The sequence below is a fragment of the Vreelandella titanicae BH1 genome (assembly GCF_000336575.1).
Lineage (GTDB): Bacteria > Pseudomonadota > Gammaproteobacteria > Pseudomonadales > Halomonadaceae > Vreelandella > Vreelandella titanicae.
In genome coordinates this window covers 912,716-929,016 of record NZ_AOPO01000001.1, presented here as the reverse complement: position 1 = coordinate 929,016, position 16,301 = coordinate 912,716, and the positions used below count along the sequence as shown (strand labels likewise).

Below are 16,301 nucleotides of genomic sequence, written 5' to 3'. Positions count from 1 at the left end.
TGGGTGTCTGGCTCGCCTTGCACCTCCACAGTTGCACGCAATTCTTATCGCAACCTTAAGAGACTCATAAAACTCAGTTTAGCAAGAAAAGAGGGTGCTACTCCTCTTTTAGGCGCTGTAAAACAATACGCACACGCAATCCCCCACTGGGGGCATCATCAAGCTGAAGGGTGCCGCTATGGCGTGTGACCAGCCGCTCAACGATGGAAAGTCCTAATCCTGAACCAGCACTGGGGCCCGAGCGTTGAAAGCGCTCAACCACTTTTTTGCGTTCATTGATTGGTATCCCCGGGCCTTGGTCATCCACCGTTAATTGAAAGCTTTGTGGCGTCGTCGCTAGGGTGATGCTGATGACACTATGGTTAGGCGAGTGTTGGATAGCATTACCGACCAGATTCTGTACCAGGGTTTCAATGGCACCGGGCTCTTCTAATATCGACCAATCTGCCTGCTCATCTGCATTTAACAGTAGCTGCTGTTCGCGCTCAGCGGCCAGCGGCGAAAGCTTGGCCAGGGTCTCACGCACTTCACTAAGCAACTGGCTAGTGCGGTATTCAGGCTGCGACTCCTCTTCAGGCTCCAGGCGAGCCAGCGTTAAGAGTTGGGTAACCAAGCGCGTGGCCCGTGCAACGCCGCCGCGAAGGTGACTGAGCGCCTCCTGACGATCTTCAAGATTGTCGGCAGTCAGGGCATTCTGGGCGTGTAGATCAAGCACTGCTAACGGGGTACGTAATTCATGCGCGGCATCGGCAATAAAGCGCTTTTCACGCACGCGCATTATGCGGATTCGCTCTAACAGCCGGTTGAGCGCACCGGCGATAGTATCTAGTTCCTGGGGCAGTGGGCTGAGGGTGAGGGGCTGTAAATTATGCGGATCACGATTGCGAATTTGCTCGGCCATGCGCAACAGTGGTACCAAGCCCCAGCCAATCGACCACCACAGCAGGGCGGTGAGTAGCGGCAGGCCAATCAGGTCGGGCAGTAACGTGCGCAATGCTACCGCCCTGATCAGCTCCCCGCGAACGTCTTCGCGCTCGCTAACCACAATCCGCTGTATGGAGTTGGGGATGTCGAGTACATAAATGCGCCATTGGATCTCATCAATAGACTGACTAGTGAAACCCAAAGGGAGATCGGCCAACGGCGACTCAGGGGCATTAGCTGAGCGCAACAGGAGGCGGTTCCGTTCCCATAGCTGAAAGCCCAGCTGGCTATCCGCCCGGTAACCTGCAAAGCGTCGATCAGATCTCGCCGTTTTGCCTAGAGCGCTTTCTAGGCTGTTGAGCAGTACTCCCCGGGCCTCATCTGGCAGCGGTGCTTGCAACAAACCTTCTAATAAGCGCGCATTTTGCTCAAGACTGGCATCGTACAGTGCTTCAATTTCATGGGCAGCGTAGCGATAGCTGATAAAGCCAATCACCAGCATGCTAATGCCAAACACCAGCAGCGCTAGCCCCAGAGTGCGTTGGCGGATAGAGGTCATGAGTGCTGATCCTGGTCCGTTTTATCCATTACGTAACCAATGCCGCGTAGTGTGCGAATCAGGTGAGGAAAGAATTTTCTCCGAAGGTGGTGCACATGTACTTCAATGGCATTGCTTTCTACATCTTCATCCCAGCCATAGACCAAGCGCGTTAGGGTATCGCGGGTGAACACTCGCCCAGGGTGACTCATAAACTCTTGCAGCAGGGTTAATTCCCGTCGTGATAACACCACGGGTTTCCCCTGGTAGCTAACCTGCATGGTTAACGGATCAAGGCGAATACCTCGGCACTCCAGGGCGCTGTTTACCTGGTCACTGCTACGTCTCAACAAGGCTCTCAGGCGGGCTTTTAATTCAGCGACCTCAAACGGCTTGGTTAAATAATCATCGGCACCTGCATCCAACCCGGCGATACGTTCATCGACGGCATCGCGAGCGGTTAATACCAAAATGGGCACGCGATTGCCCTGCCGCCGCACGGCTTCCAGTACCTGCATACCATCCATACGCGGTAGCCCCAGATCGAGAATGACCGCATCAAAAGGTTCACCTTCCTTTAACGCGGCCAAGGCGCTAACGCCATCACTCAGGTGATCCACCGTGAAATTCTCGGGCTTTAATGCCAAGCGAATGCCCGAGGCTAAGCTCGGATCGTCTTCTACCAACAATATACGCATGGCGGGATGGTTACTCCTTTAAATCATTCGCTGCCATTAACCTTTGAAATAAGCACGGATAAGGGTGGCGTGCAAAGGCTTAGGCCGTCAGGATGAGGTTATAAATTGTAGGCTAATAACGTAGCACGCTTTATTACTTCTTCGGAGCTCGGCATTTGATTGATCAGCCATGACGTCTAGTGACCCCTCAAATAGCCCAGAGGTAGTACTTTGCCCGCCAGCACGGCGTCGCGAGGCACTGCTGCAGCTGGCTGCTGCTCATGACCCTGAACAGCAAGCGGCACTGAGCGCTGCCGTAAAGGCAATGTACAATCAACCAGATGTCCAGTGGGATGGGCTATGGATAACTATTGAGGCAGGCCAGTTAGTGAGCGCCATCTGGGTACAACCTCTGCCCATGAATATGGCGCAGCTATGGTTACCCAAGCCGTTGCCCAGCGAACAGGGTGTGCATACTAGCGAGCTATTGCGTGCGGCCAATGCATGGGTAGAAGCCCACAATATTCGCTTGTGCCACTTGGAGCTGTCATCCCAGGCGCCCGTATCAGAAGCGCTGCTACGTGAGCATGGCATGCAGCGTTTGGCTTGCTTGGATCATTTAACCGGCAGTAGCCGCTACCGCTTAGCGATGAATGAAGCGCTGCCGCTTTCACTGCAGCCTCTTTGCGAGTTTTCTTGGGCGGAACAGCTGAATCTGCTGGCCGCAGTGGGTCAGGGTTCGCTGGATAGCCGACCCCTGCGCGACGTACTCTCAGTGGAAGAGTTATTGAATGGGTTTTATCAGCAGGATCCCCAAGCGCCACAGCACTGGTACGCAGTGGGCTATCACGAGGCTGTGGTGGGTGTGCTACTGCTTGCGCCGCGCCCTGCGCTAGGCCGTTGGGAGCTAATGTTAATGGGACTAACACCGAATTGGCGTGGCAAAGGCTTGGGGCGCTCGTTGTTAAATAAAGGCCTCGCGCTTGCCCAGCAGGCTGGCGTGCAGGAGGTCACGCTGGCGGTAGATGACATAAATTTACCGGCTAAACGGCTTTACCAGCAGGCGGGTTTCATACGCTATGCGCAGCAACGTTTATTCGCCTGGAAAGGCAGTGGTGAGAGGAGGAGTTTGCCAAATTAAGCTGCCAATAGTAGTCAACGGTTGAATAGGCGCGCTTAGTAGCATTTTCTTGCGCTTTGCGTTGCCGTTATACTAGTCCTATATGCACGTCTTGGCGTCTCAGCTGCGCACCGTCGATATTGGCGCTGCCACGCACAGGGGTTGAGGATAAAAGTTTGATGACAATACTCAAGAGGTGGTGAGAGTGAAAGCTAAGCTGATCATGAGCGGGCTGGCGGCCCTCGGCTTCATGGCGGGCACATCCAGTGTTTATGCCCAAGATGACGCCGCACGTGATGCGATTGCCGAGCGTTTGGCGCCGGTGGGTCAACTCTGTTTACAAGGCCAAGACTGTGGCACCGCAGCGGCACCTCCTAGCGATAGTAGCAGTGGCGGTGATATCGACGGTGAGGGCATCTACGGTAATGTATGTAGCGCCTGTCATGAATCGGGCGCTGCGGGCGCACCTATTCGTGGTGATGAAGAGGCCTGGGCTGAACGTGCTGAACAAGGCTTCGCCACGCTGCTAGATCACGCTATTAACGGTATTGGCGCCATGCCGGCGAAAGGCGGTAACCCCAACCTTTCCGATGAAGAAGTGGAAGCGGCGGTCGCCTATATGGTTGAGCCGGTTATGGAAGTGCCCGAGTTGAGTGGCGGTGATGAAGCTGCTGCAGAGGCCGAAGCTTCTAGCGACGAAGGTGCCGCCGATGAGGCCGCTACCGAAGAGACCGCCGCTGCTGAAGGTGAAGCGGCAACTGAAGAAATGGCTTCTAACGACGATGCAGCGAGTGAAGAAGACGCGGCAGCAGTTAAAGAAGCCAGCGGTGGCAGCGACTTAGACGGTGAAGCCCTCTACGCAAGCTCTGGCTGTGTGGCATGTCACGATAACGGCGTTGCTGGCGCACCGACAATTGGCGATTCAGAAGCTTGGGCGGCGCGTTTAGAGAAGGGGGCTGATGAGCTCTACGCCAGCGCCATTAACGGTATCGGCGCTATGCCAGCCAAAGGCGGTAATCCCAATCTTTCCGATGAAGAAGTGATGGCCGTTGTCGATTATTTAATGGCTGAAGCCCAGTAAAGTAAGCAGCAATGATTTAGCTTGGTAAATTTATCCACAGGGTGTTTTAGTCGCCGCCCTGTGGATATTCTTTTTTTAAAAGCCTAATTTTATAACTCCCACTTTATCACCCCAGCAGCGAACGCAGCCCGGCAATGGCGTCTTTACCGCGGGCCTGCTTCTTATCCGGATCCTCTTTATCGGCACGACCTTCCCACTCCAAATCCTCCCCGGGAAGCTCGTCTAAAAAGCGGCTGGGCGTACAGTCCATCAGTTCACCGTAGGCTTTGCGCTGGCGGGCAAGCGTCAGCGTTAGCGTGCGCCGCGCCCGGGTAATGCCCACATAGGCCAGCCGCCGCTCCTCCTCCACAGTGCCTACTTCGATGGCGTTGCGGTGAGGCAGTAGATCCTCTTCCAAGCCCATTAAATAGACGTGGGGGAACTCCAGGCCTTTTGAGGCGTGCATGGTGAGTAGCTGTACTCTATCCGAGTCATCCTCTTCCGCCTGCTGCTCCAGAATATCGCGCAGTACCAAGCGTGAAATAGCTGCTTCTACGCCGTCGGTTTCGGTCTCGGTGGAATCGGTATCGTCCTCTGGGTCGCGGTTGAGGGATTTTTCTAGCTGGTCGATTAGAATCCACACGTTGGCCATGCGACGTTCGGCGACGGTGGGCGCGCTGGCGTTTTGATACAGCCAAGCTTCGTAATCCATATCCCGCAGCATGTCGCGAATGGCGGCAATGGCATCGCCTTGATCCATGCGCTTGCGCACGCCGTCGATAAAGTGGGTAAAGCGCGACAACCGCTCCACGGCTCGGGTCGGTAATACTTGCTCCAACCCAAGCTCATGGCAGGCGGCAAACAGCGAAATTGAGCGTTCTGTAGCATAGTTGGCGAGCTTCTCTACCGTTCCAGGGCCCACTTCGCGGCGTGGCACGTTCACAATGCGCAAAAAAGCGTTGTCGTCGGCGGGATTAATCAGCAGGCGCAGGTAAGCCATGGTGTCTTTAATCTCGTTGCGCGAGAAAAACGACGTACCACCGGAGAGCTTGTAAGGAATTTGGTAGTGCTGCAGCTTAAGCTCTAACAAGCGGGCCTGGAAATTGCCCCGATAAAGCACCGCAAAGTCCCGCCACTCGGCCTTTTCCTTGATACGCCGGGTGAGCATTTCGCTGGCGACCCGCTCAGACTCCGCCTCTTCATGACGATTCACGATTACTCGAATAGGCGCGCCGTCGCCCATATCAGACCATAGTGTCTTCTCGTAAACGTGGGGGTTATTGGCGATCAGTGTGTTGGCGGCGCGCAGTATCGTGGCGGTAGAGCGGTAGTTTTGCTCCAGCTTGATGACTTTCAGGCGTGGGAAATCCTCACCCAGGGTAATCAGGTTTTCAGGGCGTGCACCGCGCCAGGCGTAGATCGACTGGTCATCGTCGCCTACCACGGTAAAGGTGGAGCGCTCCGCCATCAGCAGTTTCACCAGCAGGTACTGGGAGACGTTGGTGTCTTGATACTCATCGACGAGCATATAGTGGATTTTGCGCCGCCAGCGCTCTAGTGCTTCCGTATCGTTCTTGAGCAGTACCACCGGCAGCAGAATCAGATCATCGAAATCCACCGCGTTGTAGGCTTTTAAATGGCGTACGTAGGCTTCATACACCCGAGCGGCAAAGTGCTCATCGTCATCAGCCGCAAACGAGAGCGCATCGCTGGGCAGCACCAAGTCGTTCTTCCAGGTGGAAATTTTGCTCTGCACGGCGTTGATCTGCTCGGCGTCCACCTGAGCGTCTTTATTCATCAAATCGCGCAGTAGTGCTTTAGCGTCTTCCGGGTCAAATAGCGAAAAGCCCGGTTTATAGCCCAGGGTTTTAAGCTCGCCACGGATAATATTCAGCCCCAGGGTGTGAAAGGTAGAGACCGTCAACCCGTGGCCCTCCTTGCCGTGGAGCATCTGGCCCACGCGCTCTTTCATCTCTCGGGCGGCTTTATTGGTAAAGGTCACCGCGGCGATTCTGCGCGCGCTCATCCCACACTCTTGCACCAAATAGGCAATTTTAGTGGTGATAACGCTGGTTTTACCGGAACCTGCACCCGCCAACACCAGGCAAGGGCCATCAATGTAGCGCACGGCTTCCTGTTGGCGCGGGTTTAGCCCTTTGATGCGGCTAAGAATGCTCTTGGGCGTTGCGGGCGTCATGGCGTCGGTCGTCCTCTACGAGAGTTGCAGGCGGTTTCAATTACGATTTCAAGTACGGTTTCAAGTACAATCGTCCGCTTGGCGAATGCATAATAAACAGGCAGGTGGAGATGTTTGAAGTAGCGCTTTTTGAACCGCGTATGGCGCCCAATACGGGCAATATCATGCGCTTGGTGGCCAATAATGGCTGCCGGTTACACCTGATTGAGCCGCTTGGCTTCGACCTGGAAGAGAAGAAGCTGCGTCGCGCCGGGCTGGATTACCGCGACCTCGACAACGTCACTCGCCACGCCGATTTTAGCGCCTTTCAGCAAACCATGCAGGGGCGGCGCATCTGGGCGATCACTACCAAAGGCACGCGCACCTACAGCGATGCGGACTTTGCCCCAGGCGATGTACTGCTGTTTGGCTCTGAAACCGCTGGGCTCTCACCCCAGGTGCATGAAGCGCTAACTTCGGAGCATAAATTGCGCCTGCCCATGCAGCCGAACAACCGTAGCCTAAACCTGTCCAACGCCGTGGCTATTGTGAGCTACGAGGCGTGGCGCCAGCAAGGTTTTGCTGGCGCGTTGCAGGTCTAATCAGCCAGCAATCCCATAGCGGTCACGATAAGCCCTGATCGCTTCAGCGTAGGCGAGCATTTCGCCACCGGCATGCTCTTCCAGATAAGTGAGCACTTGCTCCAGGGTAACGATACTGACCACCGGCATGGCATACTGAGCCTGCACTTCCTGAATCGCGCTCTGCTCGCCCTGGCCGCGCTCTTGACGGTCGAGTGCGATAATTACCCCGGCGGCCTGAGCACCGCTCTGCTCAATCAGCGTCATCACTTCGCGAATCGCGGTGCCCGCGGTAATCACGTCATCAATGATCAAAATATCGCCAGCAAGCGGTGCGCCCACAATATTGCCGCCTTCTCCGTGGGTTTTAGCCTCTTTGCGGTTGAAGGCGTAGGGCATATCCCGGTCGTGATGATCGGCCAGTGCCGCCGCGGTGACTGCCGCCAGTGGGATACCTTTGTACGCCGGGCCAAACAACACATCGGCGTTTAAGCCGCTATCGACAATCGCCTGGGCGTAAAAACGCCCCAGTTTGGCCAGCGCACGACCGGTTTGAAACAGCCCTGCGTTGAAAAAGTAGGGGCTAACGCGGCCAGATTTAAGCGTAAACTCGCCAAACTTAAGCACGCCTTGCTCAATGGCAAAGGCAATGAAATCGCGCTGGTAGGGTTGTAGAGTGGTGGCCACGGCATTCCTCACTAGGCGGTAGGTTTAAATCAGTACGAAAGCAACAATAAAAGTGGGGTAAATGGCAAGTTTTACTAGCTGCCTTTACCCAAACGTCTAAACGTCGGGTATCATACAGCAGCGACGCAAAAGGGACGATTTATGAAAATTGCCAGCATCAATGTCAATGGTATTCGTGATGCCGTCGATCGTGGCTTCCTGGACTGGCTGGCTCAGCAGGATGTCGACGTGGTCTGCGTGCAGAACATCAAGGCAAAAAGTTTTGAACTGGGTGACCACATTCTGTATCCGGAAGGCTATGAAGGCTATTTCCTGGATGCCGAAGAGGACGGTTTCTCCGGTGTGGCACTCTATTGCCGCAAAATTCCCAAGGCGATTATGTATGGCCTTGGGTTTCCACAGTGTGATCATGAAGGACGTTTTCTGCAGGCGGATTATGAACGCTTCAGTATCGTCTCCTTCCTGATGCCTGACGGAAGTGACCAAAAAGCCAAACAGGCGTTTATGGAGCAGTATCAAGAGTACCTGACGAAGATGTCGCGCAAACGCCGCGAATACATCCTCTGCGGTACCTGGCATATTGCCCATAAAACCGTCGATTTGGCTAACTGGTCGGATAATCAACTGACCTCAGGCTTCCGCCCGGAAGAGCGCGCCTGGATGGATCAGGTGCTTGGTCCCACCGGGTTTATCGACACCTTCCGCGAAATTAACCGCGATGCAGGTGAGTACACCTGGTGGCCGAAGCTTGACCAAGACGTGCCTCGTGAGCGCCAGGAAGGCTGGCGGATCGACTATCAGTTAGTCGGCCCCAACTTCCGCCGCCACGTGGTCGACGCGTGGATCGATTACGATGCGACCTTCTCAGAGTTCGCACCGCTAATCGTTGAGTACGACCTAGCGCTTTAAGCGCTAGGCAACGAACTTTTCCCGCGTCGCCTGTCACCCTTGCTGATTAGCCGGGGTGACAAACAACAGGCCAGCATTTAGCTGGCCTGTTGTTTTTATACGCCTTACTCTTCACACCTCACCTTCATTACCCTCGAATACCCAGCGCTTCGCGCTGATGGTCGCGAAGTGCATCGCCTGCTTTCTCGGCTAAATCGAGCATGTCATTTAGCTCGGCACGGGTGAAGGCGCCGGCCTCGGCGGTTCCCTGTACTTCGATCAGCTCGCCGCTTTCGGTCATTACCACGTTCAGGTCGGTATCGGCCTTGCTGTCTTCCGGGTAGTCCAGATCCAGCACCGGCACGCCTTTATAAATACCCACGGAAATGGCGCTCACCAACTGCTTGAAGGGATCGCCCTTGATCTTCTTCTCGCGTTGCAGATAACGGATCGCATCGATCAGTGCTACGCAGCCCCCGGTAATCGCCGCGGTACGGGTACCGCCATCGGCCTGAATCACATCGCAATCCACAGTAATGGTGAACTCACCCAGCTTCTTCAAATTCACCGCGGCGCGCAGGCTACGGCCAATCAAACGCTGGATTTCCAGCGTGCGACCGCCTTGCTTGCCGCGGGTCGCTTCACGGCCACTACGGGTGTGAGTGGCGCGGGGCAGCATGCCGTACTCAGCGGTGACCCAGCCCTGATTCTTGCCGCGCAGCCAGCGCGGCACACCGGCTTCTACGCTGGCATTACACAGCACTTTGGTATCGCCAAACTCCACCAGTACGGAGCCTTCCGCATGACGGGTGTAATCGCGGGTCAGGCGAATCTCACGGAGCTGGTCGGCTTCGCGACCACTGGGGCGCACAACATCAGGACGCTTAGCACTGCTCACAAATATTACCTCTCGATAAACGCGTAACTGGGAAAAGCCGTCCATTGTACACGTCTGGGAGTGCGCTGATGGGCTTAACATCCAGCTAGCGTCTTGAAAGGGGCGTTTCAAGAGTAGTACGTAGGCGTCCGAAATACGTGAGCGAAATAGGAACTTATGGACGGATGGTACTTCCGTCTCACGCAACAAGGAATAGAAGCTGCTGCGCGGCTCAAAATTGGCAACAAAGCACCATATCTGCGATGTGTTCGGTGAGCAGGAAATCGGTGGCTATAAGATTTATGGGCCTCTGGCGGTATTTGCTTGGAGCCAAGGGAAAGGAAATCGCCAAGCCACTACGCCCTAGAAAATGCGGGAAACGTCGCCTATTCAACATTGCATAAGCAACCAGCCTTGCGCAAAATCAGCTTGGGTATGGTCATTATCGATTTCGCAGCAGAGGCAACAGATCATGTCATTCGATCCAAACTACGTCGCCACAATTGAAGAAATCGCGGATGCAATCACAAATGATAACGTGACATGGGCTAACCACCTATCCTACGACCCGGATGGCAACGGAGCGATGACTGCTATCTGGTTTGCAACTTTGACAAATTCGTCGTCGCTGAGCGCAGACGACATCTTTGTCATCTGAATCCTAGTGACCGTTGACGACAACAGTAGGGAATAACGGAATTGGCTAATCACGCTCCGTATGATGAACGCAAATCAATAGGCCCTACGCCCGACCTCGCCGCGAAAAGTGCGATCTGTTTGCAGTTGCCCCACAACTCCACTGGCTCTGATGTCATCATCTATGAGAAGGATGCCGACAAGGCAATGGCGCCTGCGTCAATCGTCAAGCTGATGACGGCCATCGTTGCTATCGAGATGGCAAGTAACTTCCAGTTGCCGAAAAGCTTCAAGCTAGAGATGGTTCCTGAAGATGATGTCGAAGGATCTGGTCGTAACCTTCATGCAGGAGACCGCCTTTCACTCGGCGACAGCATCGCTAACCTTTTGGTGCCGTCATCAAATGTAGCAGCCAATCTGATTGCGCGGACATTTGGCCAAATGATGCTGGGATCGAAGACATGCACAAGTCACGACGCCGTGCAACGCTTCGTTGCGGAAATGAACACGACCGCTCGAAATCTTGGGATGACGAAATCGCAATTCCTAAACCCACACGGGTTGGCGGTACGCGGACAACGATCTACCGCCCGAGATTTATCATTGTTGGTGAAGAAATGTCTGATCTATGGCCCGATTACGAGGGTTTGGGGGGCCAAAGCTTTTGCTATCGGGATAACGGGACCGGTGCCGCGCAGGCTGGTTTTAAAGTCTGCTTTTCACTCCTCAACGCGACGGGCTGTACCGGAATTCTCGCTTCCGCAATATCTTGGCGGGAAAACGGGCACGCTGTGGCCAGCTATATTCAACCTGGCATCTGTTTCGGCAACTAAGAACGGAGGGATCTGCGTCTCAGTATCGTTTGGGTCACCAACAGTAGAGGAGCGATACCACGACTATTTAAAATTGGTTGACCTCAGTAATGAATTAGCACGTGGCACCGTCTGAATCTGTACCTTGCACCGCTGATGCATCATTGCTCCGGGTGGGAACGATGTTTATGTTTTGTTCCCGGATTTCGGACGCCTACGCACTACTCATGTAATGACCCCATGAAACAGGTTGGCTGTGTCAGTCGAGACGCCCTTCGTAAAGTTTCTTGAAAGCGGCATAACGCGCAGTGTGCAGCGCCTGCATTGCCTGGTCGGGCTCTAATGTTTGTTCGCCTGGGGCGAGGCCATTGGCAACGCTAAGCATCTCACCATTGGCCTGAGCAGCCAGCGCCGCCACGGCTACCCCAAGTAGTACGGGTTCCGGCGCATCCGCCAGCACAACCCGACAACCGGTACCGTCGGCATAGAGCTTTCGCAGCAGTGCTGAACGTCCATGCCCTCCGCTGAGGTGCAGGGTATCGATGGCATAACCATGGGAATTCATACGCTCTATGATGGCGCGGGTGCCGTAAACCAGCGAGGTGGCTGCCGCCCAATAGACCTTGATGAAGCTCTCGCGAGGAGTATCAAGGGTCAATCCCGTGATGGAGCCGCGAATTTCCGGATCCGCCAAGGGTGAGCGGTTGCCAATGAAGTCAGGACAAACATGGGTGTCAGGAGCTGGGTCGCCGGATGCCAAGCGCTCGAGTAGAAGGTCTGATAACGCGCCGTGAAGATCGTCGCCGAATTCACTGCTGGCTGAAAATAGTGCCGCCAGGTGATCTAGAAGGGCACCGGTAATGCTTTGCCCCCCTTCGTTGGCAACAAAACCGTCGCATAGCGCCCCCGGATAAGGACCCCACACGCCGGGTACCTCTCGCCGCACCGGCTGGGCGCCGATATGGCAGGTGGAAGTGCCGCCAATCACGGCAAGGCGGCGCTCGGGAGCATCAGCGAGGCTTCTGCCTAGCGTGCCAAGCGCACCGGCATAGGCATCAATCATGCCCACTGCGAAGGTACACCGAGTCGTCAGTCCCAAGTCATCGGCGGCTTCTTCGGTCAACTGCCCAAGTGCTACGCCCACGGGAAGGGCTTGGTCGGGTAATCGGGCGCACTCGAGTACATCCTGCATATCTATCTGCTTTAGAAAGTCGTGATCCCAGCCATGACCAGGGCGTGGGTCAAACGTCCACTTGCAGGAGAGCATGCAGACCGAGCGTTCAAGAGAGCCGGTGCATTTAAAGCCCAGCCAATCGCCTAGATCACCAGCGTAGCCGATCTTTGCATAGAGCTCGGGCCGGTGCCGCTTCAACCACATGAGCTTAGGCATCTGCATCTCTGGAGACATGACGCCACCCAGATTGCGCAGCGGCGCTGCCTGGGTAGCCGTGCACTCAGCGGCTTCTGCGGTTGCCCGATGATCCATCCACACAATGATATTCCACGCCTCATCGCCCGGTGAGAGCGCTAGCGGCTTATCCTGCTTATCAAGGAGCACCAACGAGCAGGTGGCGCTCACCGACATACTGGTGATGGAATCGGACGTTACACCGGCAGCCTCGCGGGCGCACTGGGTTGCACTGCATACCGCGCGCCAGATATCCGCTGAGCTTTGCTCCACGTGATGCTCGGCAGGGCGATGCATTGCAATGGGTGTTTTCGCTTCGGCAAGCATCACGCCATCCGGCGTGAAAATGCCTGCTCGGGCGCTGCCCGTACCGATATCAATGCCTAGAACATGTTCTTGATGACTCATGGGAAAACCTTACTCACGACTGTTTAATAAATGGCATACGTAGTGCCATTACAATAATTAGAAAAGCCCCCCATACCGCGGTGGCTAGATGCTGGCTGGCGCCCATCAGATTCATGCCGGAAGCGATTACCTGCAGGCTCATCAAGCCCAGCACCAGTGGCAGTACGCGGCCAAAGCCACCAAAGGGGTTTGCCCCGGCCAGAAAACAGGCCAAAACCGTAATCAGTAGGTAGCTCTCGCCGTGGCCTACACGTACAGAGTTAAAGCGGGCGAGCATCACCATGCCCGCTAACCCTGCCAAAATGCCGGAAATCGTGTAGACGGTGATCAGCACGCGCTTGACGTTAATGCCCGAGTACTCCGTCGCCCGAGAGTTGGAGCCCAGCATATAAATCGAAAAGCCAGTGCGGGTGAAATGCATGATGTAGATCAACCCTGCGGCAGCGGCGAGAAAGATCAGCATGGGGATTGGTATGCCCAGAAAACTGCCGCTGCCGATGGTTTGAAATACCTCCGGCATGCCTGAAATACCGCCACCGCGGGTTAAAAACTCACCCACACCCTGCAGAAAGATCATTGCCCCAAGGGAAACCAAAATGGGGTGGGCGCCCACATAGGCAACGATAACGCCAATCAAAAAGCCTGCGGCAGCGCCGACGGCAAGCCCGGCGATAATCGCTATGGGAACGCTTAGTATGCCCATGCCCGCCAGTAACCCCTGTACCAGCCAAGCGGTCATCAGCCCTGCGATATTGGCGGTAAAGGTAACCGAGAGGTTCAGGCCACCGGAAATGATGGGCAGCAACATCGCCAGTGAGAGTAACCCCAGCTCCGGCAGCTGCATCGACATCGAGCCAAAATTAGTGGCGGTCAGAAAGCCCGGTGCCAATAGCGAGAAGAGTCCAATACTGCCGATGAGCAGAGCCGTCATGGCGGCCACTTCAATGCTATCGCCCCCCAGGCGGAGTCCGGCCGTGGAGGGCTGTTTATTCAGGCGCTTATTCATACGTTCCTCGCCTTGGTGGTGCGGGGCAACAGGTTGCCTAGGTTGCTGGTGGTGATCGCAATCAAGATAATCAGCCCGACAATCATGCGGAAGGCGTAAGGAGTGACGCCCAGCAGGTTCAGGCCGTTTTGGACAACGGCGAGAAGCAGCACGCCCAGTACAGCGCCGAGCACTGAGCCGCGCCCGCCGCCCAGGGTGGCGCCGCCTAGCACGACAGCCGCCAGAATTGGCAACTCCTGGCCTATCAAGGCGTTGGGCACGACCTCTTGTACGATATGAGCCTGCATCAGGCCCGCCACCCCCGCGCATAGACCCAGCCAGCCGTAGGCAAAGGCATGGATCTTCCAGACACTAACGCCAGAGCGGCGGGCGGACTCGGGATTTGATCCGAAACCGTAGATCGCGCGCCCAAAACCGGTGCGGGCCAGAATGAACCAGGTGAGTATTACCATCACCACCATAACTGCCGCGGGTAAGTAGAGCGTGGCTGATCCGCGTTCGGCGGGTAGGTCAAGCAACGGAACCGAGTAGTAGAGCCAATCGGGGATGTCGTAGATGGATACCCCGCTGGTGAAGTACATCAAGAGGCCGAAAAACAGGTTAAATGTGCCGATAGTGACGATGATCGAAACAATTCGGAAGCGGTGGATCAGCAGCGCATTGAAGAGCCCCAGTAGCATACCAACCAGCATCGAAAGCAGGATGCCAAGTAACCAGTTGCCTCCGCCCAGGTAATTCATCAGGAGTGACAGCACCACGTACTGCACCACGGATGCCGCCACGGCGAAGGAAATATCTATCCCACCCGCAATCAGAACGACGACCAGGCCCACTGCAAAGATGATATTGACCGACTGATTGTTAAGCAGGTCAAACAGGTTCTGAAAGGTGAGAAAGCTGTCGGTCGCAAGTGCTAACACCACGCACAGCAGCATGAGGATGCTCAATAGAGTACCTTCAGTGCCGATCCTTCTGTTTAGCAGTCGTTTATGCATTGATGATCGCCTCCAGCGCTTCTTCCGTGGTCTCCGCAGGTATAACCTCGGAGTAGATGCGCCCCTCGCGCAATACGAGCGCACGGTCTGCGTTCATCCAGATTTCTCCTGCTTCATCCGAAATCAGAATGATGGCCATGCCCTGGTCGGCAAGATTTCTGATGATGTCGAAAATACCGGCTTTGGCGCCTACATCGACGCCAATCGTCGGGCAGTCAAGAATGAGAACGTCGGGTTCGGTGGCTAGCCATTTGGCGAGTGCAATGCGTTGCTGGTTACCGCCGGATAATGAGGAGACCGCAAGCTCGGGATCACTCACCTTGGTTTTAAGCTGCTCAATCCAGTGGGCGGTCAGTGCCTTGATGCGCTGAGGGGAGAGAAAAAAGCGCGGTTTTTCCAGCCTTGGTAATACGGTCACTGCGGTATTCATATTGATGGACTGGTTTTGCACCAGGCCAAGATTGAGTCGGTCTTCAGAAAGATAGGCAATGCGATGGCGCACGGCATCGCGGTTGGAACGCAGCGCCAGCGGCTGCCCCTCTTTTAGCAACTGCCCTGAAGTGGGCTGGGTCATCCCAAAAATCGTGTGGGCTATTTCGGTACGCCCTGCGCCCAGCAAACCCGTCAGGCCAAGAATTTCACCGCGATGCAGGGTGAAAGAGACATTTTCAAATTCCCCTTCACGACTTAAGTTTTTAAGCTCCAGTACCGGGGCGCCTTTGTGTGTTTCAGCACGAGGGGTAAACTCAAGTTCAAGCCCGGTCATCAGGGTTGAAAGTCGTGCCTGGGTCATCCCCTCGGTGGGGTAGGTGCCGACCAACTTCCCGTTGCGGAGCACGGTGACGCGTTGACACACCTCCAACACTTCCACCAGCCGGTGGCTGATCAAGACAATGGAAATGCCTTTCGCCGCCAGTGAGCGGGTAATGCCCAGCAGCGTCTGCACCTCTTTATAGGTAAGCGAGGCGGTGGGCTCATCCATAAAAATGATACTGGCCCCTGCACGCAGCACGCGGCAAATCGCAACGAGTTGACGATGGGCAATCGAAAGGTCTTCAACACGGGCCATCGGATCCAGGTCGAGGCCAAACTGCTGAATGATCTCGCGGGATTGCGTCAGCGCATCTTTGTAGGAAATAGGCCGCCAAGGCTTGGCAACGTAGTCATCGAAGACGATATTTTCCGCGACGGTCAGGTGCGGGAACAGCGCGAGATCTTGCCAGATCACATGGATGCCCCGGTTGCGCGCCTCTATCGGGCTAATGGCAGAGAGCGTTTCATCGCCAAACGAAAGCTCTACCCCCTCTTCAGGCGTGTATACGCCGTTAATAATTTTAATGAGCGTGCTTTTGCCACAACCGTTTTCACCTGCAAGGCAAAGCACCTCACCCCGGCGAAGTTCGAATTCGACATCATCGAGCACCCGGCTTTGACCGAAAATCTTGCTAACGTGACGCGCTCGAATCGCGATATCGCCCATTGGAGGCTCCTCTCTCAACATCACTGCC

The 16,301-nt window shown here is 55.3% G+C and carries 15 protein-coding genes; 6 read left to right on the top strand and 9 right to left on the bottom strand.

The window, feature by feature from the left end; genetic code table 11:
- Positions 1-97 precede the first annotated feature (97 nt).
- Both HALTITAN_RS04100 and HALTITAN_RS04095 read right to left on the bottom strand, forming a co-directional pair.
- Positions 98-1,483: an ATP-binding protein gene (locus HALTITAN_RS04100; RefSeq protein ID WP_009286329.1), complete on the bottom strand. Its 1,386-nt coding sequence runs from the start codon at positions 1,481-1,483 to the stop codon at positions 98-100.
- The gene (locus tag HALTITAN_RS04095; protein ID WP_009286328.1) at positions 1,480-2,160 is read right to left on the bottom strand and encodes a response regulator transcription factor; all 681 of its coding nucleotides are present in this window, start codon (positions 2,158-2,160) and stop codon (positions 1,480-1,482) included. Before HALTITAN_RS04095 ends, HALTITAN_RS04100 begins: the two co-directional genes overlap by 4 nt.
- 169 nt (positions 2,161-2,329) lie before the next feature.
- Between HALTITAN_RS04095 and HALTITAN_RS04090 the strand changes: the two genes are divergently transcribed.
- Together HALTITAN_RS04090 and HALTITAN_RS04085 are read left to right on the top strand one after the other, a co-directional pair.
- Positions 2,330-3,280 carry a GNAT family N-acetyltransferase gene (locus HALTITAN_RS04090; protein ID WP_009286327.1) on the top strand — a complete coding sequence of 317 codons (951 nt, stop codon included), beginning with the start codon at positions 2,330-2,332 and terminating at the stop codon, positions 3,278-3,280.
- Between the two features lie 184 nt (positions 3,281-3,464).
- Complete coding sequence (locus tag HALTITAN_RS04085; RefSeq protein ID WP_039857834.1) at positions 3,465-4,340, top strand: c-type cytochrome; 876 nt, start codon at positions 3,465-3,467, stop codon at positions 4,338-4,340.
- 106 nt (positions 4,341-4,446) lie between these two features.
- Here the strand turns inward: HALTITAN_RS04085 and rep are convergent, their stop codons facing one another.
- On the bottom strand, positions 4,447-6,516 hold the full coding sequence (rep, locus tag HALTITAN_RS04080) for a DNA helicase Rep (protein WP_009286326.1): 2,070 nt from the start codon (positions 6,514-6,516) through the stop codon (positions 4,447-4,449).
- Positions 6,517-6,626: 110 nt separating this feature from the next.
- On the opposite strand from rep, the gene HALTITAN_RS04075 reads away from it, so the two are divergent.
- The gene (locus HALTITAN_RS04075; RefSeq protein WP_022521067.1) at positions 6,627-7,097 is read left to right on the top strand and encodes a tRNA (cytidine(34)-2'-O)-methyltransferase; all 471 of its coding nucleotides are present in this window, start codon (positions 6,627-6,629) and stop codon (positions 7,095-7,097) included.
- Here the strand turns inward: HALTITAN_RS04075 and pyrE are convergent, their stop codons facing one another.
- Positions 7,098-7,763, bottom strand: coding sequence for an orotate phosphoribosyltransferase (gene pyrE, locus HALTITAN_RS04070; RefSeq protein WP_039857831.1), 666 nt, complete (start codon positions 7,761-7,763; stop codon positions 7,098-7,100).
- 141 nt (positions 7,764-7,904) lie between these two features.
- Here pyrE and HALTITAN_RS04065 point away from each other — a divergent pair, with 141 nt between their 5' ends.
- Positions 7,905-8,672 carry an exodeoxyribonuclease III gene (locus HALTITAN_RS04065; protein WP_009286323.1) on the top strand — a complete coding sequence of 256 codons (768 nt, stop codon included), beginning with the start codon at positions 7,905-7,907 and terminating at the stop codon, positions 8,670-8,672.
- A 127-nt stretch (positions 8,673-8,799) separates the two neighbouring features.
- Here the strand turns inward: HALTITAN_RS04065 and rph are convergent, their stop codons facing one another.
- Entirely contained in the window at positions 8,800-9,522 is a 723-nt protein-coding gene (gene rph / locus HALTITAN_RS04060; RefSeq protein ID WP_170834128.1) for a ribonuclease PH, read from the bottom strand.
- Between the two features lie 478 nt (positions 9,523-10,000).
- On the opposite strand from rph, the gene HALTITAN_RS25205 reads away from it, so the two are divergent.
- Together HALTITAN_RS25205 and HALTITAN_RS04050 are read left to right on the top strand one after the other, a co-directional pair.
- On the top strand, positions 10,001-10,186 hold the full coding sequence (locus HALTITAN_RS25205) for a hypothetical protein (protein WP_152419219.1): 186 nt from the start codon (positions 10,001-10,003) through the stop codon (positions 10,184-10,186).
- 41 nt (positions 10,187-10,227) lie between these two features.
- Positions 10,228-11,112, top strand: coding sequence for a D-alanyl-D-alanine carboxypeptidase family protein (locus HALTITAN_RS04050; protein ID WP_039857826.1), 885 nt, complete (start codon positions 10,228-10,230; stop codon positions 11,110-11,112).
- Between the two features lie 123 nt (positions 11,113-11,235).
- On the opposite strand, the gene HALTITAN_RS04045 is transcribed toward HALTITAN_RS04050, so the two are convergent.
- From HALTITAN_RS04045 to HALTITAN_RS04030, 4 genes are read right to left on the bottom strand one after another with little or no spacing between them, the layout of a single operon-like run.
- A complete protein-coding gene (locus HALTITAN_RS04045) occupies positions 11,236-12,792 on the bottom strand; it encodes an FGGY family pentulose kinase (RefSeq protein WP_009286321.1) in 1,557 nt (518 codons plus the stop codon).
- Positions 12,793-12,805: 13 nt separating this feature from the next.
- Entirely contained in the window at positions 12,806-13,798 is a 993-nt protein-coding gene (locus tag HALTITAN_RS04040) for an ABC transporter permease (RefSeq protein WP_039857823.1), read from the bottom strand.
- Positions 13,795-14,793 carry an ABC transporter permease gene (locus HALTITAN_RS04035; RefSeq protein WP_022521073.1) on the bottom strand — a complete coding sequence of 333 codons (999 nt, stop codon included), beginning with the start codon at positions 14,791-14,793 and terminating at the stop codon, positions 13,795-13,797. Before HALTITAN_RS04035 ends, HALTITAN_RS04040 begins: the two co-directional genes overlap by 4 nt.
- Positions 14,786-16,273 carry a sugar ABC transporter ATP-binding protein gene (locus HALTITAN_RS04030; protein WP_039857820.1) on the bottom strand — a complete coding sequence of 496 codons (1,488 nt, stop codon included), beginning with the start codon at positions 16,271-16,273 and terminating at the stop codon, positions 14,786-14,788. The genes HALTITAN_RS04035 and HALTITAN_RS04030 overlap by 8 nt, the downstream gene beginning before the upstream one ends.
- Positions 16,274-16,301: the final 28 nt, after the last annotated feature.

Bases quoted from the DNA above. Each gene is read 5' to 3' on its own strand.
- HALTITAN_RS04100 (WP_009286329.1), bottom strand. From the start codon at position 1,483: ATGACCTCTATCCGCCAACGCACTCTGGGGCTAGCGCTGCTGGTGTTT.
- HALTITAN_RS04095 (WP_009286328.1), bottom strand. From the start codon at position 2,160: ATGCGTATATTGTTGGTAGAAGACGATCCGAGCTTAGCCTCGGGCATT.
- HALTITAN_RS04090 (WP_009286327.1), top strand. From the start codon at position 2,330: ATGACGTCTAGTGACCCCTCAAATAGCCCAGAGGTAGTACTTTGCCCG.
- rep (WP_009286326.1), bottom strand. From the start codon at position 6,516: ATGACGCCCGCAACGCCCAAGAGCATTCTTAGCCGCATCAAAGGGCTA.
- HALTITAN_RS04075 (WP_022521067.1), top strand. From the start codon at position 6,627: ATGTTTGAAGTAGCGCTTTTTGAACCGCGTATGGCGCCCAATACGGGC.
- HALTITAN_RS04065 (WP_009286323.1), top strand. From the start codon at position 7,905: ATGAAAATTGCCAGCATCAATGTCAATGGTATTCGTGATGCCGTCGAT.
- HALTITAN_RS25205 (WP_152419219.1), top strand. From the start codon at position 10,001: ATGTCATTCGATCCAAACTACGTCGCCACAATTGAAGAAATCGCGGAT.
- HALTITAN_RS04045 (WP_009286321.1), bottom strand. From the start codon at position 12,792: ATGAGTCATCAAGAACATGTTCTAGGCATTGATATCGGTACGGGCAGC.
- HALTITAN_RS04040 (WP_039857823.1), bottom strand. From the start codon at position 13,798: ATGAATAAGCGCCTGAATAAACAGCCCTCCACGGCCGGACTCCGCCTG.
- HALTITAN_RS04035 (WP_022521073.1), bottom strand. From the start codon at position 14,793: ATGCATAAACGACTGCTAAACAGAAGGATCGGCACTGAAGGTACTCTA.
- HALTITAN_RS04030 (WP_039857820.1), bottom strand. From the start codon at position 16,273: ATGGGCGATATCGCGATTCGAGCGCGTCACGTTAGCAAGATTTTCGGT.